At 41.5% G+C, this 25,912-nt stretch carries 20 protein-coding genes; 4 read left to right on the forward strand and 16 right to left on the reverse strand.

The features are described from left to right. Positions 1 to 2: 2 nt before the first annotated feature. A complete protein-coding gene (locus HPE63_RS06060) occupies positions 3 to 884 on the reverse strand; it encodes a dimethylarginine dimethylaminohydrolase family protein (protein ID WP_188313364.1) in 882 nt (293 codons plus the stop codon). 17 nt (positions 885 to 901) lie between these two features. Next, on the reverse strand, positions 902 to 2,212 hold the full coding sequence (locus HPE63_RS06065) for an amino acid permease (RefSeq protein ID WP_188313365.1): 1,311 nt from the start codon (positions 2,210 to 2,212) through the stop codon (positions 902 to 904). A 79-nt stretch (positions 2,213 to 2,291) separates the two neighbouring features. On the opposite strand from HPE63_RS06065, the gene HPE63_RS06070 reads away from it, so the two are divergent. Then, on the forward strand, positions 2,292 to 3,383 hold the full coding sequence (locus HPE63_RS06070) for an SRPBCC family protein (RefSeq protein WP_188313366.1): 1,092 nt from the start codon (positions 2,292 to 2,294) through the stop codon (positions 3,381 to 3,383). A gap of 62 nt (positions 3,384 to 3,445) precedes the next feature. Further along, positions 3,446 to 4,624 (forward strand): acyl-CoA dehydrogenase family protein, encoded by a 1,179-nt coding sequence (locus tag HPE63_RS06075; RefSeq protein WP_188313367.1) that lies wholly within the window; start codon positions 3,446 to 3,448, stop codon positions 4,622 to 4,624. A gap of 647 nt (positions 4,625 to 5,271) precedes the next feature. On the opposite strand, the gene HPE63_RS06080 is transcribed toward HPE63_RS06075, so the two are convergent. The 10 genes from HPE63_RS06080 to HPE63_RS06125 all read right to left on the reverse strand — a co-directional run bounded on the left by HPE63_RS06080 (position 5,272) and on the right by HPE63_RS06125 (position 19,126). Beyond that, positions 5,272 to 7,584, reverse strand: coding sequence for an FdhF/YdeP family oxidoreductase (locus HPE63_RS06080; protein ID WP_188313368.1), 2,313 nt, complete (start codon positions 7,582 to 7,584; stop codon positions 5,272 to 5,274). A gap of 38 nt (positions 7,585 to 7,622) precedes the next feature. Beyond that, the gene (locus HPE63_RS06085) at positions 7,623 to 7,991 is read right to left on the reverse strand and encodes a DUF7009 family protein (RefSeq protein WP_188313369.1); all 369 of its coding nucleotides are present in this window, start codon (positions 7,989 to 7,991) and stop codon (positions 7,623 to 7,625) included. Between the two features lie 52 nt (positions 7,992 to 8,043). Beyond that, on the reverse strand, positions 8,044 to 8,844 hold the full coding sequence (gene ppk2 / locus HPE63_RS06090; RefSeq protein WP_188313370.1) for a polyphosphate kinase 2: 801 nt from the start codon (positions 8,842 to 8,844) through the stop codon (positions 8,044 to 8,046). Positions 8,845 to 8,960: 116 nt separating this feature from the next. Further along, positions 8,961 to 12,398 carry a methylmalonyl-CoA mutase family protein gene (locus HPE63_RS06095; RefSeq protein ID WP_188313371.1) on the reverse strand — a complete coding sequence of 1,146 codons (3,438 nt, stop codon included), beginning with the start codon at positions 12,396 to 12,398 and terminating at the stop codon, positions 8,961 to 8,963. 139 nt (positions 12,399 to 12,537) lie between these two features. Then, a complete protein-coding gene (locus HPE63_RS06100) occupies positions 12,538 to 13,086 on the reverse strand; it encodes a DUF1643 domain-containing protein (RefSeq protein WP_188313372.1) in 549 nt (182 codons plus the stop codon). Positions 13,087 to 13,127: 41 nt separating this feature from the next. After that, positions 13,128 to 14,015 carry a hypothetical protein gene (locus HPE63_RS06105; protein WP_188313373.1) on the reverse strand — a complete coding sequence of 296 codons (888 nt, stop codon included), beginning with the start codon at positions 14,013 to 14,015 and terminating at the stop codon, positions 13,128 to 13,130. A 17-nt stretch (positions 14,016 to 14,032) separates the two neighbouring features. After that, complete coding sequence (locus HPE63_RS06110; protein ID WP_188313374.1) at positions 14,033 to 15,352, reverse strand: Gfo/Idh/MocA family protein; 1,320 nt, start codon at positions 15,350 to 15,352, stop codon at positions 14,033 to 14,035. A gap of 196 nt (positions 15,353 to 15,548) precedes the next feature. Beyond that, positions 15,549 to 16,295 (reverse strand): CPBP family intramembrane glutamic endopeptidase, encoded by a 747-nt coding sequence (locus HPE63_RS06115; protein ID WP_188313375.1) that lies wholly within the window; start codon positions 16,293 to 16,295, stop codon positions 15,549 to 15,551. Between the two features lie 26 nt (positions 16,296 to 16,321). Next, entirely contained in the window at positions 16,322 to 18,514 is a 2,193-nt protein-coding gene (locus HPE63_RS06120) for an amino acid permease (protein ID WP_188313376.1), read from the reverse strand. 282 nt (positions 18,515 to 18,796) lie between these two features. Next, positions 18,797 to 19,126 carry a DUF2200 family protein gene (locus HPE63_RS06125; protein WP_188313377.1) on the reverse strand — a complete coding sequence of 110 codons (330 nt, stop codon included), beginning with the start codon at positions 19,124 to 19,126 and terminating at the stop codon, positions 18,797 to 18,799. A gap of 118 nt (positions 19,127 to 19,244) precedes the next feature. Here HPE63_RS06125 and HPE63_RS06130 point away from each other — a divergent pair, with 118 nt between their 5' ends. Then, positions 19,245 to 21,653 carry an outer membrane beta-barrel family protein gene (locus HPE63_RS06130; protein ID WP_188313378.1) on the forward strand — a complete coding sequence of 803 codons (2,409 nt, stop codon included), beginning with the start codon at positions 19,245 to 19,247 and terminating at the stop codon, positions 21,651 to 21,653. 78 nt (positions 21,654 to 21,731) lie between these two features. Here HPE63_RS06130 and HPE63_RS06135 read toward each other — a convergent pair whose 3' ends face one another. From HPE63_RS06135 to HPE63_RS18590, 3 genes are all read right to left on the reverse strand, one after another. Beyond that, positions 21,732 to 22,940 (reverse strand): DUF418 domain-containing protein, encoded by a 1,209-nt coding sequence (locus tag HPE63_RS06135; RefSeq protein ID WP_188313379.1) that lies wholly within the window; start codon positions 22,938 to 22,940, stop codon positions 21,732 to 21,734. Positions 22,941 to 22,973: 33 nt separating this feature from the next. Continuing rightward, positions 22,974 to 23,096 (reverse strand): hypothetical protein, encoded by a 123-nt coding sequence (locus tag HPE63_RS18555; RefSeq protein ID WP_262890203.1) that lies wholly within the window; start codon positions 23,094 to 23,096, stop codon positions 22,974 to 22,976. Positions 23,097 to 23,179: 83 nt separating this feature from the next. Then, positions 23,180 to 24,106, reverse strand: a complete 927-nt coding sequence (locus HPE63_RS18590) for a helix-turn-helix transcriptional regulator (RefSeq protein ID WP_188313380.1) — start codon at positions 24,104 to 24,106, stop codon at positions 23,180 to 23,182. 163 nt (positions 24,107 to 24,269) lie between these two features. Between HPE63_RS18590 and HPE63_RS06145 the strand changes: the two genes are divergently transcribed. Further along, positions 24,270 to 24,953: a hypothetical protein gene (locus HPE63_RS06145; RefSeq protein ID WP_188313381.1), complete on the forward strand. Its 684-nt coding sequence runs from the start codon at positions 24,270 to 24,272 to the stop codon at positions 24,951 to 24,953. Positions 24,954 to 24,981: 28 nt separating this feature from the next. On the opposite strand, the gene HPE63_RS06150 is transcribed toward HPE63_RS06145, so the two are convergent. Further along, complete coding sequence (locus HPE63_RS06150; protein ID WP_188313382.1) at positions 24,982 to 25,908, reverse strand: PD40 domain-containing protein; 927 nt, start codon at positions 25,906 to 25,908, stop codon at positions 24,982 to 24,984. Between the last annotated feature and the right edge of the window lie 4 nt (positions 25,909 to 25,912).

The raw sequence follows: 25,912 nt of genomic DNA on the forward strand, positions 1-25,912 counted from the left end.
TTCTACACCCATCTTTTTAATGGCCGGGTCAAACAAGTAGGTCCGCCTCCCCCTTTGACGCTTATTTCTTGCCCGCTATAGGTAAAAACTTCGCATCCTGCTTTTTCAAGCGCCTTTTGGGTTTTTGGGTTGCCATTGACCATAATGCATTTTCGGGGAGCGATAGCCAAGACATTACAGCCCATACTTTCGAACTCATCATCCGGTACCTCAATCAATTGATATTTTCTACGAATCAGTTCATTTCTAAAACCTACGGGCATTAAAGGGGAATAGACCACTGCTAGGTTCTTATCTACAGGACTGAAAACCGACATTAGGTGAAATACGTCGCCCGGGCCCCTGTAATGTGGCAATTCAACCACCAGCACATCGATATTATAAGGATAGATTAGACTTCTTAATTGCAGTATTCCTTCATCATTGGTTCGGTAGGTATGACCAACGGCAAGCGTATTCTCGTCTAACCAAACAGCATCACCACCCTCAAAAGTCCCTGGTGATTCAATAGCGCCCAATACATGTATATCTTCGTCTTCGAAAACTTTTTTCTGTGCATTTGGTTCCCCATTTCTATTAGCTTTACCCATATTACAAATAATGACTCCATAATTTGTAGCTATTGAAGCGTCACGACAATAAATCGAATCGATACTTAAATCATTCTCCCTTGGAAAATACCTTACGTCGCACTTGCTGTTTTTAGTAAGCAGGGATTCAAATTCCAAGTATTCACTAATAGAAGCTCCAAAATCAGGTTCGGAAAGATAATTTAAAGGGGACCATTCTTTTTTTAATTTAGATTGGCTTATGAACGCCTCTGCTACCAATTTGATATAAACCGTTTTCAAAGGTTTGTATTCGGAATGCGATGTATATTTCAAAATAATGTTTATTACGGTTAGCCTTTATTTCTCCATTTTACAAATACATAAAAGGGAATTCCTATCATCAATAATATAAACCCCCAAAACACTGCTTCCTCGCCAGCCCCGAAAACGGCCCAAAGGGAGTATGAAAACGCCAAACTTCCCATTCCATATATGCCCAACCAGGGCTGTGATGGCAACTTCTTTTCCAAGAGGATACTTACATAAGAAGCGGCGGTAAAAAGGTAAGGAATTAATGCAGATAAAGTGCCCAATAATACTAGAAACCTGAATTGTTCTACCAAGCCTTCAGTATAGTTCATTAACATAACTACGGAGGCCAAGGCGCTGGCAATCAACATTCCATAAACAGGAACACCTTGTTTGTTTTCCTTCTTAAAAATCCTTGGAAATAGTTTATCCTTTGCAGTGGCCCTAGGCAATTGACCAACGACCAAAATCCATCCATTAAGGGCTCCAAAGGCAGCGATTGCAGCTCCACCAGCTACCAAATAACGCCCGAATTCCCCGGTCATAACCCCCATGGCATCAGCGAAAGGTGCTGGAGATACTTCAAGTTCATCAAGCGGTACCATCCCCATAACCGCCACCGTACCCAACACATATACCAAGGTTGTGATAATCGTGCCCAGCATAGTGGCCCTTGGGATGGTTTTACCCGGGTTTTTTACATTGTCTGCAGGAATAGTGGCACTCTCAAATCCCAAAAAAGCATAAAGGGTCATCGTTGAGGTTATAGCTATAGCTTCAAAATCTGTAGATTCACTAACATTGAAGGGTATAAAATTATTAATATCAAAAAAGAAAAATCCCCCCACGATAATCATTACTAAGGGGGTGAGTTTAAGTACCGTTGTCAATACTTGTATTTTTCCCGATTCCCTTACCCCTTTGGTGTTCACCCAAGTGAGGAACCAAATAGCTCCCAAGCCGGTAATGACCCCTGCGATTGGGTTTTCCCCTAACAATGGAAAAAATACCGATAAAGCGCTTACAAAAGCAATAGCAATAATCGCAATACCTAACCATACAGAAATCCAATATCCCCAGGCGACTAAAAACCCGGCAAAGTCACCAAACCCTGCCCTGGTATACGCATAAGGCCCACCACTTTTATTGACGAGTAATTTACTGAGCTTGCTGAAAACCATAGCAAGCACGAGTGTACCGGCCGAAGATGCAAGCCAGCCCAAAATACTGATTCCGCCATAAGCGGCCAGTGCGGCGGGCATTAAAAATACACCTGCCCCGATCATATTTCCGATTACAAGGGATGTGCTCATCCATAGACCTAATTTTTTGGTTTCCTGGGTTTTATTCATGGTTTGTATTTAGGAAAGGTTCAAGGAGAATTAGTTACATTTGAGAAGCGTGGTTACTAATGTACAAATTAAAATGCCCATGGGTTACAACTTCCATATTAATAAAGATATCAGTAAGGCAGAAACTTTACCAGCATCATTCTATAGAGACCCAGAAGTTTTCGAGGCCATAAAAAATAGGATTTTCTACAGATCATGGCAATGGGTTGGCCATCGCGATTTGGTAGAAAAGCCACAACAAACCCACCCATTTATTGTATTGGACAAGTATATGACAGAACCTATGGTTCTGACCAAAGATGAAAAGGGTAACCTTCATTGTTTGAGCAATGTATGTACCCATAGGGGTAATTTGGTTATCGATTCATCCGGCACTGCCAAAAAATTAATCTGTGGCTACCACGGTAGGAGATTTAAGCTGGATGGTACTTTCGAGCATATGCCCGAATTTCAGGAGACCAAGGATTTCCCTAGACCATGTGATAGTTTGCGAAAATTCACCTTAAAACATTGGGGACCCTTTTTATTTGTCGGAATTGAACCAGCTTTCGATTTTCAAAAAGTAATCGATACCCTAAATGAAAGGGTTGGATTTTTGCCTTTACATGAGTATAAACTTGATGGGAATCGCTCAAAAGATTATTTCGTGAATGCGCATTGGGCCCTTTATTGCGATAATTACCTAGAAGGATTTCATATCCCATTTGTTCATGAAGACCTGAATGCAGTGTTGGACTATGGGAATTACGATACCATAATCCATGAATATCTTAACCTTCAAATTGGATATGCAGAAGGTACTGATACGGCCTTTGAGTTGCCCGAAGGACATATGGACTACGGAAAGAAAATTGCAGCATATTACTACTGGGTCTTCCCAAATATGATGTTCAATTTTTATCCATGGGGCCTATCGGTAAATATTGTTCAACCTTTGGAAATAGATCGTACAAAGGTTTCCTTTTATAGTTATGTCTATGATGCGTCTAAATTGGATAAAGGGGCAGGCTCTATTTTGGACAAGGTTGAATTGGAAGATGAGGAAATTGTCGAGGGGGTGCAAAAAGGAGTACGGTCACAATTCTACCAAGCAGGAAGGTTTTCACCGAAAAGGGAACAAGGGGTACACCATTTTCAAAGGTTATTGGCACACTTCTTAAATAGTAAATAATATCACTCAAGTGCTTTGAAATGTTATATTTCTTTATTTACCTTTGACTTAAACAGCTGGCTATGAAACCCGACCTTTTTGAAGCACCCGATTACTACAATCTAGACGACCTATTTACCGAAGAACATCTTTTAGTACGCGATGCAGCCCGCCAATGGGTTAAGCGTGATATTTCACCTATCATTGAGGAATACGCCCAAAAGGCGGAGTTCCCGAAACAGATTATCGGTGGCTTGGCCGAAATTGGGGCTTTCGGTCCCTATATTCCTGAAGAATATGGTGGTGCCGGCCTAGATCAGATCAGCTACGGACTCATTATGCAGGAAATAGAACGGGGAGACAGTGGAGTGCGATCAACGGCTTCGGTACAATCCTCATTGGTCATGTACCCTATTTTCCAATATGGAACCGAAGAGCAACGCAAAAACTATCTGCCCAAATTAGCCGGTGGGGAACTTATGGGATGCTTTGGACTTACTGAACCCAATCATGGTTCCAACCCATCAGGGATGGAAACAAAATTCAAGGATATGGGTGACCATTTTCTTTTAAATGGCGCCAAATTATGGATTTCTAATTCGCCATTTGCCGATATCGCCATTGTCTGGGCAAAAAATGAGGTAGGCCGTATACATGGGTTGATCGTCGAACGGGGTATGGAAGGTTTTTCGACTCCTGAAACCCACGGCAAATGGTCCTTACGGGCATCGGCTACGGGAGAACTGATTTTTGACAATGTAAAAGTGCCCAAGGAAAACCTATTGCCCGGTAAAAATGGATTGGGAGCGCCACTAGGTTGTTTGGATTCTGCTCGTTTTGGCATTGCATGGGGTGCCATAGGTGCAGCTATGGACTGTTATGACACCGCCTTACGCTATGCCAAGGAACGCATTCAATTCGGAAAACCTATTGCAGCTACTCAGTTGCAGCAGAAAAAATTGGCCGAAATGATCACGGAAATCACCAAAGCACAATTAATGGCATTTCGTTTGGGGCAATTAAAGAATGAAGGTCGTGCAACGACGGCACAAATCTCAATGGCGAAACGCAATAATGTGGAAATGGCGATTAAAATTGCCCGAGAGGCCAGACAGGTCTTAGGCGGTATGGGCATTACCGGGGATTACAGCATTATGCGCCATATGATGAACCTCGAAAGTGTTATCACCTATGAAGGCACCCATGATATTCATTTATTGATTACCGGAGCGGATATTACAGGGATGCCGGCATTTCAGTAAAATGTGTTGGACCTAGCCCCGTTTGTATTCCAGGAATAGCTCATCATCGGCAATACCGGGTTCATCAACATAGGTGAGTTCCAATACATTCCATTTTATTACATACATCTATTTTTGTTTGTTTTGGAGTGTAATTACATCCCCATTGATGGTGAAGTCACCGGCAGCATACGTCATAAACTTAAACTCCCCGGTATTTTCAACCTTTAACATTGTTTTTAAAAATCTATTTGTGCCCCCTAAAATCAGGATTATGGCAAAAAAAACAAAAACAGGACACATTGGTAAGTGTCTATGTACCTCCCTAAGGAATAGTTAGATTATCATCGGTGTCATTGGAACATGAAATCAAAAGAGCAATCAATGTACCTATTATAAAACATGTCTTATATCTTGGGCTTTATATAAGGATGCTGAAATGCACATTGGTTGTGCTGACAAACTTTTTAAGTGCACAATTATGATATATGCTGACATAAAAAACAAAATAGTAGGTGTACACCACAACATTGCCTTGCTACGCATCATTTCTTTTCACCGATGGGTTCAGTAAAGTACATTTACTATGTAATAAAAACGAATTAAATTTTTTCATTTTCATATAGTGTTCTCGTAAAAGGGTCTTGCCGTAAAAAGTAAGACCCTTTTTAGTTTACTTCAAATGAAGTTTTTGCCAAACTAACCTTTATGGATTTACTTATGGGCGTCTTGCTCCATTCCGCATACTGATTGTAAGGCACCAAAACATTCGTCTCAGGAAAATAAGCCCCTAGATTACCTTGGGGGATATTATATGGGATAACCAGGAATCTTTGAGCTGTACGTTTTGTTCCATCATAAAAACTGCTGATATCCACAACGTCCATTTTCTGTAGATCCTGTGTTTTCATATCCTCCTTGTTCATAAAAAGTACCCTTCGTTCATTATAGACTCCCCTATATCGATCATCCAAACCATAAATTGTGGTATTGAACTGATCGTGGGAACGAATGGTCATCAATAGAAATTCGTTTTTTCCCAAGTTATGGTCCGGTAACTTGTTCAAAGTCAGTTGGGCCTTGCCATTCGGTAACTTACTGAAATCGCGTTCCCTTACATTATTAGGCAGGTAATAGCCCGACCCCTTCGAATTTGTCTTTGTGTTTTCGAATCCCTTTATCACCTTATCGATATATGTCCTGATCATATCATAGTCTTCCCCCAAGGCTTTCCATTGCACGGCATGTTCACTTTTAAAAAAGGTATGGGCCAATTCGGCAATAAGTTCAGGTTCGCTCTTAATACTTTCTGAGGCAGGCTTTAACAATCCACGGGACTGTCGCACCCGTCCCATACTATTCTCGATGGTAATATAGCGCTGGGTACCGTTTTTCATATCCTTTTCCGAACGACCAAATGTGGGCAGAATCAAGGCGGTCTTCCCCGTGACCAAATGGGAACGGTTAAGCTTTGTGCTGATCTGCACGGTAAGTTCGCACTGTTGTATGGCCTTAGCTGTATATTCCGTATCGCTTGCTGCCATAAGAAAGTTACCCCCAAGACAAACAAAAACTTTTCCATGCCCATCATGCATGGCCTTCATTGCCCCTACCGTATCATACCCTTCTTTATTTGGGGGAACAAAACCAAGGTGCTTTTCGATACGCTTATTTAGATCTTTATCCACATAGTGCATGATCCCCACACTGCGATCTCCCTGTACATTACTATGGCCCCTTACCGGACACGTGCCAGCATTCGGTTTGCCCACGGCCCCTTTTAACAATAACAGATTTACAAATTCCTGAATGGTTGCGACACCATTTTTGTGCTGTGTTAGTCCCATGGCCCAACATATCACGATTTTTGATTTGGAAGCCAAAAGCTGAACGGCTTCATCTATTTTTTCTTCCTGAATTCCTGATAATTCTATAAGCTCTTGGGTGTCATATTTTTGAATGTCCTCCATTAACGAATCATAACCGGAAACGTAGGTGTCTATAAAATCATGATCGAACACCAAACCATTGGATCGATCTAAATCGGTCAGTTTTTTAATAATCGATTTAACCAGCGAAATATCTTGATTGATCTTTACCTGTAAATGGATATCCGTTAGATTTTCACCATCGCCCATCATTCCCTTAATACTTTGTGGGTTTTTAAAGTTGATAAGGCCTGATTCTTCCAAGGGGTTAATACTGATGATCTTTCCGCCATTCTCCTTGCATTTTTCCAGGGCGGAGAGCATTCGGGGGTGATTGGTCCCGGGATTCTGTCCTGCCACTATGACCACTTCGGCCCCATGGATATTCTCAAGTTTTACAGAACCCTTACCTATACCCAATGTTTGTGATAAAGCCACCCCACTACTTTCATGACACATATTGGAACAGTCTGGCATATTATTGGTGCCAAAAGCCCTAGCGAATAATCCGTACAAAAAGGCTGCTTCGTTACTGGAACGGCCCGAGGTATAGAATATGGCCTCATCTGGAGTGGTCAATTTTTGCAGCTCGGATGAAATAAGCTCATAGGCCTCCCGCCATGTGATGGGCTCGTAATGTACTTTTCCAGCCCAAAGCACCATAGGTTCTATAATCCTTCCGAATTTGTTCAATTCAAAATCCGACCGCTGCGAAAGTTCCTCCACGGAATACTGTTCGAAGAAATCTTTACCGATATGGGATGAAGTGGCCTCATCAGCCAAGGCCTTAGCCCCATTTTCACAAAATTCCCCTATTTTGGAGGGTTCATCAGGGTCTGGCCAGGCACAACTTGGACATTCAAAACCCTCATTCTGATTCATATGAGATAATGCCCGAAAGGATCGAACGACACCCATTTCCTTAAAACTATGGGACATAGCCGCTTTTACCCCAGGAAATCCAGCGGCATAACGTGCAGGGGGTTTTAGTTTAATATCGGTGAATGTTGGGGATCCGTGTATGGACACCTTCCTATTTAAATTATGATCCATATTTAAATGTAGTTAAACTATGGATAATTAAGGCATTATCAACACATTCCCGCTTTAGGGTTTGGATATTTGTCCGTTTGGTCTTCATGGGTGTTATCCAAACAGGCAAAATCCTTCTCAAGCAATAGAAAAAATGTGCTGCCATCACCAAGTTCCTCATGATGATCTAGGCCTATCACATTATTGTCATACCATTCCTTGGCAAAATCTTCAGGCACATAAAGCGTAATAGTGCTACCATTGAAGTCAACCTGTAGATTTTCTATCTGTTTCTGTTTTACCCCATATGTAAAGGTAGATGAACTAAATTGGGTAGATTCCTCGATAAAACCCTCTTTACAAAACTTTTTAACTTCGGTGGGGGTCAACCGAAAGCGAACTGAATTTTCTTTGATACGAATTTTCATTATTGTCTGAATTTTCTCGAAGATAGTAAAATCAATAAAAGTTAATCAAGATTCAATACTTTTCTGGCACGAAGGTCTGGTACTTCATTGGGGGGCGTACATAACTTTCATATTGGGGTAAAGGGGGAAGTTTTATCGGTTTGTACTTCATTTTTTCATGTGGAATTTGGCTTAAGATATGGTCAATACAATTAAGGCGCGCTTTTTTCTTGTTATCGGCATTAACGACATACCAAGGCACTTGTTTGGTATCGGTATGTGCGAACATATCGTCTTTGGCTTTAGAATATTCCAACCATCGGGCACGGGATTCCAAATCCATTGGGCTAAATTTCCAGCGTTTCATTGGGTCTTTAATACGGCTTTTAAAACGTTTCTCCTGCTCCTCGTCACTGACCGAAAACCAATATTTTAAAAGTATGATACCCGAGCGCACCAACATACGTTCAAAAGATGGGCATGATCGTAAAAACTCGTCGTACTCCTCATCGGTGCAGAAACCCATTACCTTTTCAACTCCGGCCCTATTGTACCAACTGCGATCAAAGATCACGATTTCGCCAGCTGCAGGCAAATGGGCCACATACCGCTGAAAATACCACTGGGTTTTTTCTCTTTCCGTTGGCACACCCAATGCTACGACCCTACATACGCGAGGGTTTAGGGGTTCTGTAATTCTTTTAATAGTACCTCCTTTTCCCGAGGCATCCCGGCCCTCAAAAATAATAACCACTTTTAGACCTTGTGTTCGCACCCATTCCTGGAGATGAACTAGATCTTTCTGTAAACAAGCAAGTGCATCCTCATAATTATCCCCATTCTCAGCACATGATTTACTTTTAGAATTTCCCATAAAACGAATTTAATAAAAAAGGGGCTAGACTATGACCCTTCCCAACCAAAGTGGTCTTTTTGACACAAATTTAGTACGCTTCTAAATAACCGGAAATTATTTATTACAATCCTACTTTACATATTCCTTCTATACTGACCACCTACTTCGAACAATGCCGAGGTAATCTGACCTAAGGAACAATATTTCGTAACCTCCATCAATTTTTCAAAAAGATTTTCATTATATATCGCAGCTTTTTGCAAATCCTTAATCAGTTCTTCGACCTTAGTGACATTCGCTTTATGCAGATTTTCTTTGGTCCGGATCTGAAATTGTTTTTCCTCTTCCGTAGCACGTATCACTTCCGTAGGCATTATTGTGGGCGACCCTTTGGAACTCAAAAAAGTATTCACTCCAATAATGGGATATTCCCCTGAATGCTTCAAGGTCTCATAATACAGGCTTTCTTCCTGAATTTTGCTGCGCTGGTACATGGTTTCCATGGCGCCCAGAACACCGCCACGCTCAGTGATACGGTCAAACTCCAACAGGACGGCCTCCTCGACCAAATCGGTCAATTCTTCAATGATAAAAGCACCTTGGATGGGGTTCTCGTTCTTTGCCAAGCCCAACTCCTTATTGATAATCAATTGAATGGCCATGGCCCTGCGCACCGACTCCTCTGTCGGGGTAGTAATGGCTTCATCATAGGCATTGGTGTGCAGTGAATTACAATTATCATAAATCGCATAAAGTGCTTGTAAAGTAGTGCGTATATCGTTAAAATCGATTTCTTGTGCATGCAAGCTTCGCCCCGAGGTCTGAATATGGTATTTGAGCATCTGAGCCCTTTCGTTGGCTCCGTATTTTATTTTCATCGCCTTGGCCCAAATTTTTCGGGCTACACGACCAATCACGGCATATTCGGGATCGATTCCATTACTGAAAAAGAAGGAAAGGTTGGGGCCAAATTGATCGATATCCATTCCGCGGCTCAAAAAGTATTCCACGTAGGTAAACCCGTTGGAAAGGGTAAATGCCAATTGTGATATAGGGTTAGCACCCGCCTCGGCAATATGGTAACCCGAAATGGACACCGAATAAAAATTACGCACCTTCTCTTTTATAAAATATTCTTGAACGTCGCCCATCAACCGCAATGCGAACTCGGTTGAAAAGATACAGGTATTCTGCGCTTGATCTTCCTTTAAAATATCCGCCTGCACCGTACCTCTAACTTGTGAGAGGGTCTTTTCTTTTATTTTATTATAGGTTTCCTGTGGAAGCACTTGATCGCCGGTAACACCCAACAGCAGCAGGCCAAGACCATCATTGCCTTCAGGCAGTTTACCATTGTAATATGGGCGTTCAATGCCCTTTTCTTTATAGCGTTTATCGATCTTTGCTTCGATTTCTTTTTCCAGACCGTTTTCCTTGATATGCAGTTCACATTGCTGGTCGATTGCGGCATTCATAAAGAAACCCAATAACATGGGTGCTGGGCCGTTGATGGTCATGCTTACCGAGGTCATGGCATGTGCCAAGTTGAAACCAGAATACAATTTCTTGGCATCATCAAGACAACAGATGGAAACGCCTGCATTGCCGATCTTCCCATAAATATCAGGACGCCGATCTGGATCGTTTCCATAAAGTGTAACACTGTCAAAAGCAGTGGAAAGCCGTTTGGCCGGCAAACCCAAACTCACATAATGAAAACGGCGATTGGTACGTTCGGGTCCTCCTTCACCAGCAAACATACGGGCCGGATCTTCCCCCATTCTTTTAAACGGATACAGCCCTGATGTATATGGAAACTCACCGGGAACGTTTTCTTGCAGCATCCATCGCAAGAGGTCGCCCCATGCTTGGTATTTTGGCAAGGCCACTTTTGGAATATCGTTCTGTGAAAGCGATTTGGTATGTGTTTCAATCTTTATTTCCTTGCCCCTTACCTTAAAACTGTACATGGGGTCTTTATATCTTTTGACCTTTTCATCCCATTGCAGTAGCATTTCCCAATGGTAGGGGTCAAAGTCCATTTTTATACGATCGAATTCCGCAACAAGCCTACTTATAAAGTCTTTATCATCAATCGATTTTGAACTCACGGACTCAGAAACTATCCCATGTTTATCCAATTGTGGGGTTGTTCCAGTAACGGATTCAATCGTTTTAAAAATACCAAATAACTTTTGTGCCAAGAGTACCTGCTCGTTCACCATTTGGTCATATGTGCGGTTGCTCTCCGTGATTTCCGAAAGGTAACGGATACGGGCCGGCGGGATCACAAAAATCTTTTCAGACATTTCCTTTGAAACGGCAAAGCTGGATTTCAAATTGGTTTCGGTCTTTTCCACCAGTTGATCCATTACCGCCCTGTAAAGGATATTCATACCGGGGTCATTGAATTGGGAAGCTATGGTTCCAAAAACAGGTAGATCATCCTGAGGCGTATCCCACAGATTATGGTTGCGCATGTATTGTTTCTTCACATCACGAAGTGCATCAAGAGCACCACGTTTGTCGAATTTGTTGATGGCCACGAGGTCGGCAAAATCGAGCATATCGATTTTTTCAAGTTGGGTAGCAGCCCCAAATTCAGGGGTCATCACGTAGAGCGATACATCGCTATGTTCAATAATCTCGGTATCGGACTGCCCAATGCCTGATGTTTCTAGGATGATAAGGTTATACTCGGCCGCCTTTAAAACATCCACCGCTTCCTGTATATGTTTTGAAAGTGCCAAATTGCTTTGACGGGTCGCCAAGCTACGCATGTATACCCTAGGGTTGTTGATGGCGTTCATACGGATCCGGTCCCCAAGGAGTGCACCCCCTGTTTTTCGTTTGGATGGATCCACCGAAATTATAGAAAGTGTCTTTTTTGGAAAATCGATCAAAAAACGGCGCACCAACTCATCGACCAAAGACGATTTGCCGGCACCCCCAGTACCTGTGATACCCAGCACAGGAGTCGCCTTTTTTCCTATTTCCCGGAACCGGGAGAAAGCTTTTTCAAACTCATCGTGTCTGTTTTCGGCTAAGCTGATCAGTCTGGCTATGGTTTGAACGTTTTTTTTATGAAGTAACTGCTTAATGCCTGTATCTCCAGGAAGGGTTAAGGGTGGATTGGGAAAATCGGCCTTTTTGACCAAATCATTGATCATGCCTTGCAGGCCCATAGCGCGACCATCATCGGGTGAATAAACCTTGGTGATTCCGTAGTCCATTAGGTCTTTAATCTCTTCTGGAAGAATTACACCGCCACCACCGCAGAAGATTTTGATATGTCCTGCGCCCTTTTCCTGCAGTAAATCATACATATACTTGAAGTACTCGGTATGACCGCCTTGATACGAAGTCATTGCAATGGCATTGACGTCTTCCTGAATGGCGGTATTCACCACCTCTTCCACGCTACGATCATGCCCTAAGTGGATGACCTCGACTCCGGTGGCTTGGATGATACGACGCATGATATTGATGGCAGCATCGTGCCCATCAAAAAGGGAGGCAGCCGTAACGATACGTACTTTAAACTTTGGCACATAGGGGGCTGTTTGTTTCATCTATAATAAACACTCATTATTAGGGTTGTAATTTACGGAATATTCAAGAAAAAGGGTGTGAAATTTGGAATGATTCAAAAACAATACGCCTACTTCGATTCCCATTCAAGGAATACAGGCTAAAAATCAAAAGTACACCTTAGAACGTCATAGGTTTCAACCTTTCGATGATGTATTTCCCCATATCGAAATCTATAAACGGACTCTGGGTCGGTTTATAAAGGGGATGTTTCGGATGCCCTTTTTGGGTGGGTTCACCAATTATTTTCCATTTCAGATTCAAAGGTTTCAATTGGGTATATAATCGTATCAAACATTCGGGCAAATATTCCCGAGCTTCTATTAAATCACCAAAGGCCACCCATATCGTATCTATACCCAATTCCCGAATGGATTGGGCTATATTATTTTCATTTTCCAATTGTAAGTTTTGATTAATTTGGCGGTGTAACTGATTTGGGTCCGTAGCCCTTTGGGGGTATACGTTATACATCACCCAGCCATCGAAGCCGTTGAATTTCGAGATCCGTTTTACCGACCGTAATGTATTGTCCAATGCATTGGGCCTTGCCGTACTCGGATTGACCCCTATACAAGCCACCATGTTTTCGCTTCTTTCCCCTAAAATATAGCGCGCAGTATCCGTTTCATTATTTTGGTAAAGCCATTCGCTTTTTTCTACTACCATGGTGTTTTCTTAGCACTACTTAAACCTCAACACTATTATGCTTAATCTATATTAAACACCTTATAGGTCCTGGACCATTCCCTGGATCCACCGGATGGAACATCAATTTGAAAGAATAACTCGGGACTGATCACATGTTTCCACCCCCAGAGATTCACTTTACTGGTTTTAAAACTCCCCGTTTCGCTAATCCCTATCTTATGTCTATGATTCACCAATTCCCAGGATGCCTCTACGTTTTCACCTCCTGATAGGTTGCTGAAAAAGAATTGCTCGTTGGGTGTACCGTTGAATCCAACGCTATTGGACCCTAAGCTAACTTGCTGTTCACTATTCACCGTTTCCTTAAAATATTCGGGCCTTAATTGAAATGGAAATTTCAACTTATAATCAGGTCCCATCAATGCATTATTCAAGGCCATAAAGTTATGGACGTACTCATCCGTACGAATATCCTTTTCCCCTGTATTCGCTAACCGATAGGCTATGGAAAACCCACTTTCGTACAAGGCAATCTCTTTTTTTAAAACATAGGCGTAGTCGTTTATGGTATCCGATATGCAACTGATCATGATTATATTCGGAGCGGGGTGTTGTATTTGAAATTTCGCGGGTCTTATCCTATGTGCTTTATTGAAGCGATATTCATCTGTATCCTTTTGTAATAGCCCTACTCCTATTTTGTGAAACCATCCCCCAATAGCCGCTTCTTCAAAACCTAGGGCATTATCGATACCGAACTCATTATAAAACCCTTTTCCCAAAGCCAAGTCATCTACAATATCGGTTCGTTCAGCAATCGATAGGGGTATATTTTGAAACTTCAACTGGGTGATTTTCCCCGTCCAGTCAAATCTTGAAGCGTTATAATTTTCATCCGGAAGGTCGATTTGAAGTTCCAGGTTTTTATTCTTAAGTTGATGTGCCATAAGTGTGAAACTAAATTTTACCCTTGCCATAATTCCCAAGGGGCCCGATAAATCGGTTTTAAAAAAGAATTCGCTTCAGGGCTATTCATAATACTACCTTCGCTATCATTCCATTCCAATTTTTCACCGGTTCTATAGGCGATATTCCCCAAATGGGCGACGAGTGCCGCATTCCGGCCAATTTCAATGGTACAGTTGGGATCTTTTCGGCTTTTAATACACTCATAAAAGTTCTTGGTGTGGGCATCCAATCCATTGGCATGACTTTTTCGTGGGGGAATCGCCTCGGTAAGGTATTTTCCATCGTGCTGTAATGGCATTACTTTCCAACTGGCCCGGTTAACGGCCAAGATACCGTTTTCCCCTATAAAGGCCACCCCGGGTTCCCCTGATTCTTCTAAATAAGGGGAAGTGCCCATGGCCATGAATTGTTCCCAAATGAGGTTAAAATTTCCAAAATCGTAAACCGTGGTCAAGGTATCAGGGGTTTCGCTTGCATCATCGGGAAACGCCAGTTTTCCCCCAATGGCCATTACTGAGTTCGGGGCTGAGGCCTTCATTCCTTCCAAAACCATGTCGATCATATGTACCCCCCAATCGGTCATGAGTCCACCCGCATAATCCCAGAAATAACGGAAAGTGCCATGAAATCGATTTTGGTTAAAGGGTCTTTTCGGTGCTGGACCCAACCAGCGATCATAGTCAACGCCTTGAGGGGCTTCAGTATCGGGGACCACATTAAATCCACGACCATAATTAACATCGGCCCAGGCTTTCACCTGTCTTATTCTGCCCAAAGCCCCTGTATGCAAATAGTCAAAAGCGGAGTGCCAATGGGGGTCACTCCGTTGCCACTGCCCTACTTGTACGACCCTATTATATTTTCGTGCGGCTTTGACCATTAAATCGGCTTCATGAATGCTATTGGCAATGGGTTTTTCAACATAGACGTCCTTCCCGGACGCACAGGCATCAATCATTTGAATGCAATGCCAATGGTCAGGGGTTCCGATGATAACGGCAGTCATATTTTTGAGCCTTAAGAATTCGCGATGATCGGAAAAGGTTTTAGGCCGTTTTCCCGTTATGGTTTCCAACTCCGAAGCACGTTTTTCCAATACCCCTGTATCGACATCACAAAGAGCCACACAAGCGGTTCCATCATTTTTAAGGAAAGACATGAGGTCTGCCCAACCCATACCCCTAACACCAATGAGTCCCACGGTAATGCTATCCTTATCCATTACAGTAGATCGGGCCGACACCTGGCTTAAAGGCAAGGTAGTGGCAATTGATGCCGCCCCGAGATTTTTTAAAAATTTTCTTCGATTCCCCATTTTAAGTTATTTAGCCCTTGAAGGTACTTGATCTTTCCTAAAATAAGAAGGCGAAGGCTTCGATTTTATGGCACTATCAGATTGAGGACTTTTGACCCATTATAACCATGGAAAAACATCATTGGTCGGGGAGGTTAAACTAGACATTCCTCATGGGCATAAGGAGTCTACGAATGCTTGGTGCCCAGTACACCTATTATTTTATAATATGATAGAATATAAAATAGGTCATTGCTAGATTGAATCCTGCATGGCCCGCAATGGCCCCATAAATCGATTCCGATTTATTTTTGCAATAAAAAAACAGTCTGCTAGTCAAAAACATCAAGGTCATCCATAAAATCGCAGGTACAACCAATACCTTCCAATACCCGTCGGTAAATAGGATGCCGAAATGGGCCAAGTGAACCGTCGCAAACGCTAAACTATCGAAAATTGACGCCTTATTATTCCCAAATCCCGGAACAAAGCTTTGGTGAATCAATCCCCTGTAGACCAATTCTTCCCCAATGGGGCTAAAAGTCATTCCTATGAGGGCGAACAATACAAAGAAAATATGCCTATCCTTGCCCGTGAGTTCATTTATTGGAATATTCCCATAAGAATTGGAGATATAAACAAACCAGTTTTCAATGGTGTCTTGATAAAGATAATATCCGAGAAAAAATACGATCGTACAGGCCAAAATTCCTAAGACGAATGAGATTACCAACCACTGAACTTTATTTGTCCATGTAATCCCGATCATTTTCCTACCCTCCTTTTTTAACAGCAAAAAAGGGGTAAGCCACATGATTATGAAAATAAGCGAAGTGAAATTGTAGTTCCCTGTCCGATTGGCCTCCAAAACGACAAGGAATCTTGGTATTCCAAACAACATGATCAATGTCAATCCTAATTGCCAATTGAACTTTAATCTATTGTCTCGGAAAAGGTTCTTCATACGTATAACCAACCTTTTGTTCTTCTTTATACTAAAACATTTTCAAATTCGGAATCGGCACAATAAATGGCTGAAATTCGGGATTTATTCACCATTTCGACCATATCCTTAACGGTCATTCCTTCCTCTATATTAAAGATATTTACATCCGAATTTCGCTCTTTAATTACATTTTCCAGCAAATCACCTTTTTTTATTGAAATTGTAGTGCTTTTGGGAAATCGTACCATAGTATGTAAATCTTCAATGTCCTTATCGGAAAATGTCAATTGCGCATCATTATTCAATATATGAACATCAATAGTCCCTTTCCAATTCCGGCAAATTAACAGCGCAATAAGTGTAGATAGGTCATTGTTATTAACACTGAATGTTTCCTTCCAATTTACGGGAATACTTGTCATCCATAAACTGAGACTTTTTTCGATTGCCAGACTAGCTGTAGAAAATGGGATATAAACAATCAGTCCAAAATTATTCTTCTTAGAATCCTTTATAAGTTTATCGTAGTACGCTAAATTGGATGTTGTCGAATCAATGCTTGCAAAAATGATATTCGGTTTAAAAAATGCAGCATTTAACGATTGCATACTTACATTTACCGTTGTATTGAAATCGGTGTTATCAATTGTTGTATAGGATACCGATAATTCGCTTTCCTTAAACTTTTTAACTGCATTTTTAAGAAAGTTTTCCAGGTTATTCTGTTCGAATTGATTTTCATTCCGCAAAGCCAATATTTTAATCGAACCTTTAGGATATATAATTGAATGGATAAGTTTAAAAGAGCTTCTGAGTTCTTTTGGCATTGTAATAGGCATTAGCAAATCAGGTCGCCACGACCTTACTTCTTTTTCTTGTCTCAGATTATTGGTTTTTTTGGTCGCCCACTCGGCCAAAGCAGTGAAAAGACCACTTCTAGAGTCTCCGGCAGCAGATTTGATGTTCATTTTTACCAGATATAGATAAAAAATCACGATAAAAACCAATGAAAACAATGCAACTAAAACGTTCATTACGAACATAATGGCAATGGACCCTAAAGCACCAATGGCAGGCACAATCGTTGGTATTTTCAGGGTGGGTCTATAACTCGGCAAGCCCAAGGTTTGTTCTACCAAGGCGACAATATTTACCATGGCATAGGTTATCATAAAAAACATCGTAAGTATCGGGGCGATAGTATTCAAATTACGTAATGAGATACCAAAAAGGACAATCACGGCGGTTATTAGCATGGCATTGACCGGTTCTCCCCTTTTAGACAGCTTTGAGAGGAACTTACTTTTGGGCAGAATATTTTTTTCTCCTAAGGCCAACAAGATTCTAGGAGCACCAACAAACGAACCCAGGGCCGATGAAAGCGTCGCACCCAATAAGCCAGCGAGAACAATAGGTCCGTACAAGGCTTTGTCAATAAAGATATTGTAGTTGGCCGCCAATTCGGTAGGATCGGCAATAACCGCAGCAACAAATATCAAACTTACATATATGACCGTGGTAATCACTACCGAGGATAATGTTCCTACGGGGATGCTTTTTCGGGGATTGGTTAAGTCCCCAGACATATTCGCCCCTGCCATAACTCCTGTTACTGCAGGGAAAAAGACGGCAAAGACTATCCAAAAAGATGATCCTTTAAAATTGTTTTCTATAGAGCCAGGGTATTTTCCAAACCATTCTACGTTAAAATTCAAATCATTAACAAATAATGCGCCGTAAATGGATACTAATGACAAAACAATAATTCCCAATATTACATACTGTATCTTAAAAGCGAAACTGGTACTTATAAAGGCAATCGTCATCACCAAGATAAAAATTCCTATGTCAAGGATAAATGGATTTATACCCGGGGTAAGTGTTTGTAACCCTTCTCGAAATCCAAAAATATACATTGCAACGGCAATGGCCTGTGCGAAGTAAAAAGGAATTCCTATGGCTCCTCCAATTTCCAATCCAAGGGATTGCGAAATCAAACTAAAGGCACCCCCACTGCCGATCCGGACGTTTGTTGTGATAGAGGACAAGCTGAGTGCGGTGGTAAAAGTAATGGCAACTGATAGCAAAACAATGGCCAAAGCTCCTACTACCCCGGCGTTGCCAACAACCCATGGCTGGCGTATATACATAATTACACCTAGAATTGTTAGGGTCGTAGGGGTAAACACACCCGAGAAAGTCCCAAAAGTCTTCTTTTTTATAGTGTTTGTATCCATTTTTTCTGATTATACGTTATATCATAATTCTAAATCGATCCTCTGGCCCATTGATTTTATTGCATTATGCCCAACGTTTTTAACGATGGTTTCATTTTTGAAAATGGCCGACTGACCATTTCCTCGATTACGCAGAGCTTTTATATAAATGTAAGGATTTCCGTTTTGGAAATACGCCTGTAATTAATTTTAGATAGCGCACGTGGTTGTTTTTAGCTTAACCCTATGAAGTAAGGTTTTATAGACTTTCACAAGGTTATTTCCAATATCCGGTCCCCTCTACTATCTTAAAATTTTATCCATTTCTTTTCCTTTTTCCAATTCGTTGATCAACTTATCTACATATCGAATCGTTTGCATGGGCTTGTCTTTGATTACCCCAACACGATGGCCACATATTACACCGGTGATTTTTGAAGTATCAGGATTGATTTGGGGCGCTTGCGCAAAGAAAGTTTCGCAATTGGTTTCCCCTAATTCGCTTAATTGTTTTGAAGTCACATAGGGAGTGTTGATTTTTAGGGTAAAAAACCACACGTCGAAACCCAAGGTTTTTCGAAGAGCAAGAATGGTAATCAGGATATTCTGATGGTCCATTGCATCCACTGGCATCTCGGACCGGAAGCACCTATTTAGGCCAATAAGATGCCAATACCTAAAATAAAGTTTACATTATTTGTAAAGAAATACAACATAATTTTCTAGATTTAAGGTTTAACCCAAATGCTACGTGAAATACCTTTATTTTCTTTGGTTCGTGTCGTTTGTCTGTAGCATACCCTTGAATGCACAGAGTTTTGCAGTTTCCGGGGCAGTAAAGGATGGTGATAACCAAAGCATTCCTTTTGCGACGGTTTTTTTATTACAGGTAGCGGACAGTACCCAGGTAAAAGGGGTTTCGGCCGATGAGGATGGTAGGTTCGTGATGCGGAATGTACAGCCCAACATCTATCTTATCAAAGCTAGTTATATTGGCAAATCTTCTAAATTAATCGGCATAGATGTTTCCAAGGATGTCGCTATGGGAACACTCATTATTGCCGAACAAGTTCAAAATTTGAAGGAAGTGGTGGTTACCTCCACCAAACCTAAAATCGAACGTAAAGCTGACCGCCTGATTTTCAATGTGGAGAATACCGTCGTTTCACAAGGCAGTTCATGGGATGTGCTCAAACGAACGCCAGGAGTAATCGCCATAGGTGAAGAATTACAGGTGCGCAACCAATCGGCTACCATTTATATCAATGACCGTAAGGTGCAATTGTCTTCCCAAGAAGTGCATGATTTATTGGAGAATTATCCTGCCGGACATATAAAATTGATCGAGGTCATTGGCAATCCCCCGGCAAAGTATGATGCCGAAGGTGGGGCCGTTCTCAACATAGTGACCAATAAAAATATTTCATTGGGCTACAAGGGCAATATTAATAGTACCTATACCCAAGGGGTATTTCCAAAATATACCCTAGGGACCTCCCATTTTTACAAAACCAAAAAACTGAACCTCTTAGCTTCCTACACCTATGGTCCTCGAAAGGACTATAAGAACATAGAAAGTGAGGCCAATTTCATCAATGACACCGGTATTTTTTCAAGATGGCAGACCGATTTTGATAAAACATCGAAAGCAAAAGCCCATACCGCACAGTTTAATTTGGACTATACCCTAGATGAACGAAATAAACTTGATTTTACGACCACCGCATTAGTTTCACCAAACAAGGATTTCGACTATGTACAGTTTACCGAAATGCGAAATACCCAACGCCTGCTCGATTCTACTTTTATCACCCAAAGCGACCTTTTTGAGGACAAAAACAATTTTTCCGCGGATTTTACCTACACATACGATTTTAAGGCTGGAGGCAATCTTCGGTTAAACGGTCATTACACTAACTTTGATTTCCATTCTACCCAAAATGCACGATCCGATTATTCGGATGACAATGGGCAATTTATAAGAACCTACGGTTTTTTTACCGATGCCGATCAGGATATTGAAATCTATACCACCCAATTGGATATCTCAACGACACTAGGGAGCCTTGATTTTGAAACCGGGTTAAAAGGTTCCTTCATCGAGTCTAAAAGTGGTATCGAATATTTCAACACAACTAGTGGAAGTGTTTTTATCGCCAATTTATCCGATGACTATATTTATGATGAAAAGGTTTACGCTGGGTATGTGAGTCTATCGAAAGATTGGAATAAGGTCAGCCTTAAAACCGGTCTGCGTGCTGAACAGACGCAAAGTTCCGGGTTTTCAACCTCCCTTTCCGAAATAAATGATTTGAACTACTTTGAACTTTTCCCCACATTGCATCTACTATTTAAACCCCATACCGATCATAGTCTATCTTTCGATTATTCGCGAAAACTGGCGCGGCCCAGATATGAGGACCTGAATCCGTTCCGGTACTATATCAATGAAAATAATTTTTCAGAAGGTAACCCTAACTTGCTTCCCAATTTTAGCCATAACTTTAACCTGAACTACACCTTGCAGGATGAATTCTTTTTTGATTTTTATTATAGGGACAATGGCAATTTCATCTCCACATTGGCCTTTCAGGACAACTTCAACCAGGTTTTGCGCGATATTACACAAAATGTCCTAGGCAGCACTTCATACGGCTTCGATTTCAATTATGGGAAATCGGTAACCGATTGGTGGTACCTATATAGTTATATTTCCATTTTTCACGAAGACGAGACCTTTGTCGCCTTGGAAAGTGACAATCAAGAAGTCACCAATACGGTGAATGGGGGCTATCTTGATCTGACCAACTATCTTACCTTATCAAAGGATGGTACCTTTAAGGGGGAAGTAGGGCTGACCTACCTCTCCGGATTTCTGGAAGGGTCCTATAAGCAAGAAGAAACAACGAACCTTACCTTAGGTCTACGGAAAACCCTTTGGAACAATAGGGCATTGATCAGTTTACAGGTAAATGACTTGTTGAACAAAGCCAACAACCGTATCTCATCTAAATACCTGAATCAGGACAATGCCTATTTTGCGAGGGAAGAGACCCAATATGTTCGATTGGGACTTACCGTAAACTTCGGTAATTTTAGGTTGGAGGACAATCAACGGGAAATCGATAAAATTGAGCGGGAACGATTGAATGCCAATTAAGGGCATTTAAAAATAACTTTATATTCTCCTTTGAAAAGTTATGATGAAGTAGTTCGATAAAAGAGCCCTCCCAGTGAACTACCCTATCGCTTTCTTTTTCTTGCCCGAAAGATCGATCCAAGTGAGCTTATGCCATAATTTTTCCAAAGGACCTTGGCCGTATCTATTGATCCACCATTTACAAAAATAAAACAGGAGCACGAAGAGGAGAATGCCCACGGCCAAACTCATGGTATGCCGAACCTTGGTCCCGATGCCCAGCCCATAACCAAAAAACACAAAACCCCCGACCATCGATTGCAGTACATAAGCGGTCAAACTCATACGCCCGCAATAACGGAGACCCTTCAGAATATCTCTAAAATATTGGATTTTATAGAGAAGTATAAAAGAAGCCACCAACACTGTCGTAAAGGCTAGGTTGCCATACATATCGACCACTTTCAAGAGCGTATGGGCATATATTTTGGCATCGACAAGTGCTTTGAAGTTCTTTTCCAACAGAAAAAATGGAATAAAAACCGTAGCACCCACGATCAGGGCCCGCTTCCAGAATTTATTGCTCTTTTCACTATCGACAAAAAGTTGATTTTTGCCCAACCAATAGCCGAATACAAACAACCCGGCGGTTTGTAACAACCTACCCACATCATAGGCCCACATTAGCGACATCTTATGACCGTACAGGGTGTTTGCTTTAACCAAACCAAAAAACGAATCGCCCATTTGACCTTCTTTCAACGCCTTCCATATATAACCCATTTCCAATACAGGAGGCACATAATTCGGGTCGAAAACGGAACGTAAATAACTGGCCCATTCCAAAGGTTGTGACAACAGCAATACGATTGTGATCAGTAAGGCCTTAGTATTGAATTTACGAACCAAAAACAAGACGATACCTACCAAGGCATATAGCATCAAAACCTCCCCAGGAAAGAACATGCCATTGAACAGGGCAAAACAAACCAATAGGAGCATGCGCCATAAAAAACGGGAACCAAAATCGATGTTCTTGGTCTGTTGCTTGGCGTACATGAGACTAAAGGTAAATCCGAACAAAAGGGCGAAAATAGCATAGCCCTTGCCGCCAAATAAAAAGAAAAAAGTATCCCAAACCCATTGATCCATGGTGTTGAGCCAATCGGGCTGGGTGGATTTTTTCGGAAATACATAAAAATTGAAATGCTCAATGCTGTGCAGTAGCATAATGGCCATAATAGCGAAACCCCTTAAACTATCCACGACTTCTATTCTAGGTTTTTTCAAGGTGGTTTCGGGAATCATTCGATGGGTTGTAGAGTCTTAAAGTCCTGAACGTTAAAAATAATCTATTTTAATGGTCTGTCTTAATTCGGGTGGTTCTTTTATTCGCGCTTGAATCTGGGTAAGCACCCATGCTTCATCTTGCCAAATGGCGGAAACATGTATTCTAGTATCCATCTTATCCAAAAATTTTGTTCCCCAACTACGTACAGTACTGTTCATGTGGTGGTTGAAGATAATTCAGTTTGATGGATCCTAAGCTATCCGTTCACCATCTGTACCAACTTCATACGGCTATTGATCCCGATCTTGGTATAAATGCGATGCGTATGGTCCTTAACCGTCTGATGGCTAATGAAGAGCGTATCGGCAATTTGTTGGTTGGTCTTCCCCAAACAAATCTGCTCAACAATCTCTCTTTCACGTTTTGAAATCTGGTATTTTTCAAAAATATATTCCTTTTTCCCTTCATTCGGATGTTCGGCATGTAAGGGTACAAATACCATATCCGCATTGACTTTCAAAAAAAATAAGGGAACAAAATTGGTCATAAAATAGACCAAGATCAACGCAGCAAGGCTCCATGGGCCGGAAAAAGCGAAAGGCAATACCACTAATCGTACTACTAGGGCCAAAAGCATGAATAACACAAAACGGTTTATTATTTTTTGATGAGATCGATCTTGTTTTTTTGAATACTTCCATACAATAGTGGCGAATAAAATCATATAACCCAGTTCCAAAACGATAAAAATCCCAATCTCGGTGTTTCTGAGTTGCTCCCCAAAAAGCCATCCTGTGGTATCTACAAAAAAGTAAATCCCTACAATGGCCGTTAGTACGGCGACCAAAAAAGTGAAATATATTCCTATAGCTTTGTTCCCTGCATTGACCCCCACCAGTGAAAATCCCATTTTCACCAACATAATCCAAGAAATCATCAGAAAAGGCACGCCTAAAACAGGTAAAAAATTGGCGACGGCCTTTATTATTTCGTTTTCCAAGGCTATGGATGACAGTAGTACCCGCATGATAATCGGACCCCAAATCCCGTAAAACGCGAATGCGAAAAAAGTAACCAGGTAATAAAAATAGTTCCTGAGAAACTCGGTATTGTAGGTGGTAATGAACTGATGGGCCAATAATGTGCTTGCCACTGCGATGGCCGTACAAAAAATAAATACCACGATGAAGGTTAAACTAAGCAAGGATAGGAATCTTATAGCCTAAAAGTATGAAAATGTACCTAAATCGACCACTACCTTAGTAGTGAATTTAAAATCACTACTTAAGTTGGAAGGAATATAAAAAAGACACTCTTACTTTTATATCAACTTAAAATCAATACCCATGGAAATCGTAAAAGAAGAAAGAAGACCAAAAGCAACCATAACGGGTAGTTATGGTTATGGATGGCAACAAATGTGGAAGCACTTTTTATATTTATTCCTAGTGATGGTCATTGTAGGGGTTCTAAATTCACCTGTTTCCGTACTTCAGGAATCCGATGGTGACCTGACTGCCGGATTGATCTTGTTGCAAATTCTTGGCGCTGCGTATTGGTTGTTATTTTATTCTGTGGTCAAATATGGAGGCGATTTGTTATACCTACGTGCCATACGTAATGAAAAAATTGAGATCAGGGAAATGTTCGATGGTTTTAAAAAGAACTACGTACATATCATCCTGGCCAATTTACTTGTTTTCGCCATTGTGGGGTTGGGATTTGTCTTTCTCATTATACCGGGAATCATTCTGGCCTGTAGGTTGGCCTTCGTTTCTTACTTGGTCATGGACAAAAACATGGACCCGGTTGCTGCTGTTGAAAAAAGCTGGGAAATGACTAGAGGACATGGATGGCAGATTTTCGGGATGGGCCTATTGGCCATTCCCATTGTCATAGGTGGGCTTATCTGTTTTATCGTTGGTATCATATTCGCCATCATATGGATTTCCGCTGCCTTTGCGGCCATGTACCATGCTGTTGACCTGGAGGAGCAACAACAATTGAATGGGTATCCGGTTGAAGAATAGCCTAAACCGATAAGGGGAATACATCGTATTATCCCATGCGATAGCGCATTACAATCTTATGGGAACCGGGAATTTTTCTGTGGTAATAGATAATCTGATTGTCCACGCTTAACGTCGGAGCCTCAATCAGATCGGAGATGGTTTCCGAGAACAACACCTGGGGTATCGAAAAAGGGTCTTCCGCATCGTTTCTAACTGCCACACAGATCTCAAGCCTTGTGTTTGTGGTAATGGGCCCTTTTGCGTATCTCGTGTAGTAAAGTTCCAAGTTATCGCTACTGATACAGGGGGCATAATACACATAAGCGGCATCGTTGATGTTTGCCATGATCGTTTCAGAGGTAGGTAGGGTCGTAAACATTGTGGCATCTACTTTTTGGGCCACCCCCAATCGAGTTTCACAGGGACCTGTACAATTTTGATCGTCGAAACGAGCATTGTTGAAATATAAAAACTGTCCATCGAGACTTATCCCGTGATCCATAATCAACCAACCGGGGATGTTCAAATTAAAATCCCCATGTACCCTGGAAATTCCAGTGACGTTTCCGGCGTTGAAAACCCCGTGAAAAAGATTGTCCAATTCTGCTGGGTAATCCCGGGTAGAGGTCCAGTAGAAATTACCATTGGAGTCCATATCCGGGACGGCATCCAAATGAAATTCAGCGCTTTGCCCCGTCCCTGTCAATTCCCCGGCCAAGGTAAATGTTGAATCGTTTACTTTAGTCGCATAGAATAATTTGGTATCGATTCCATCATTTATATTGTTGAAAAACAAATTGGTGCCATCAGGCGATAGGAATGGTTCCATCGCATCGAATGTCAGTCCTTCTATTGTTACGTCTATTTCAGGACCGAAAGTGGGATAGGAAATCGGTTCTTTGCTATCGCTATCCGCTTTTGAGCAAGATAGAATTGATAGGAGTAACAGGATTAAAATAGCTTTTGTTCCCATTTTT

The organism is Maribacter arenosus (assembly GCF_014610845.1).
GTDB classification, from domain to species: Bacteria; Bacteroidota; Bacteroidia; order Flavobacteriales; family Flavobacteriaceae; genus Maribacter_A; species Maribacter_A arenosus.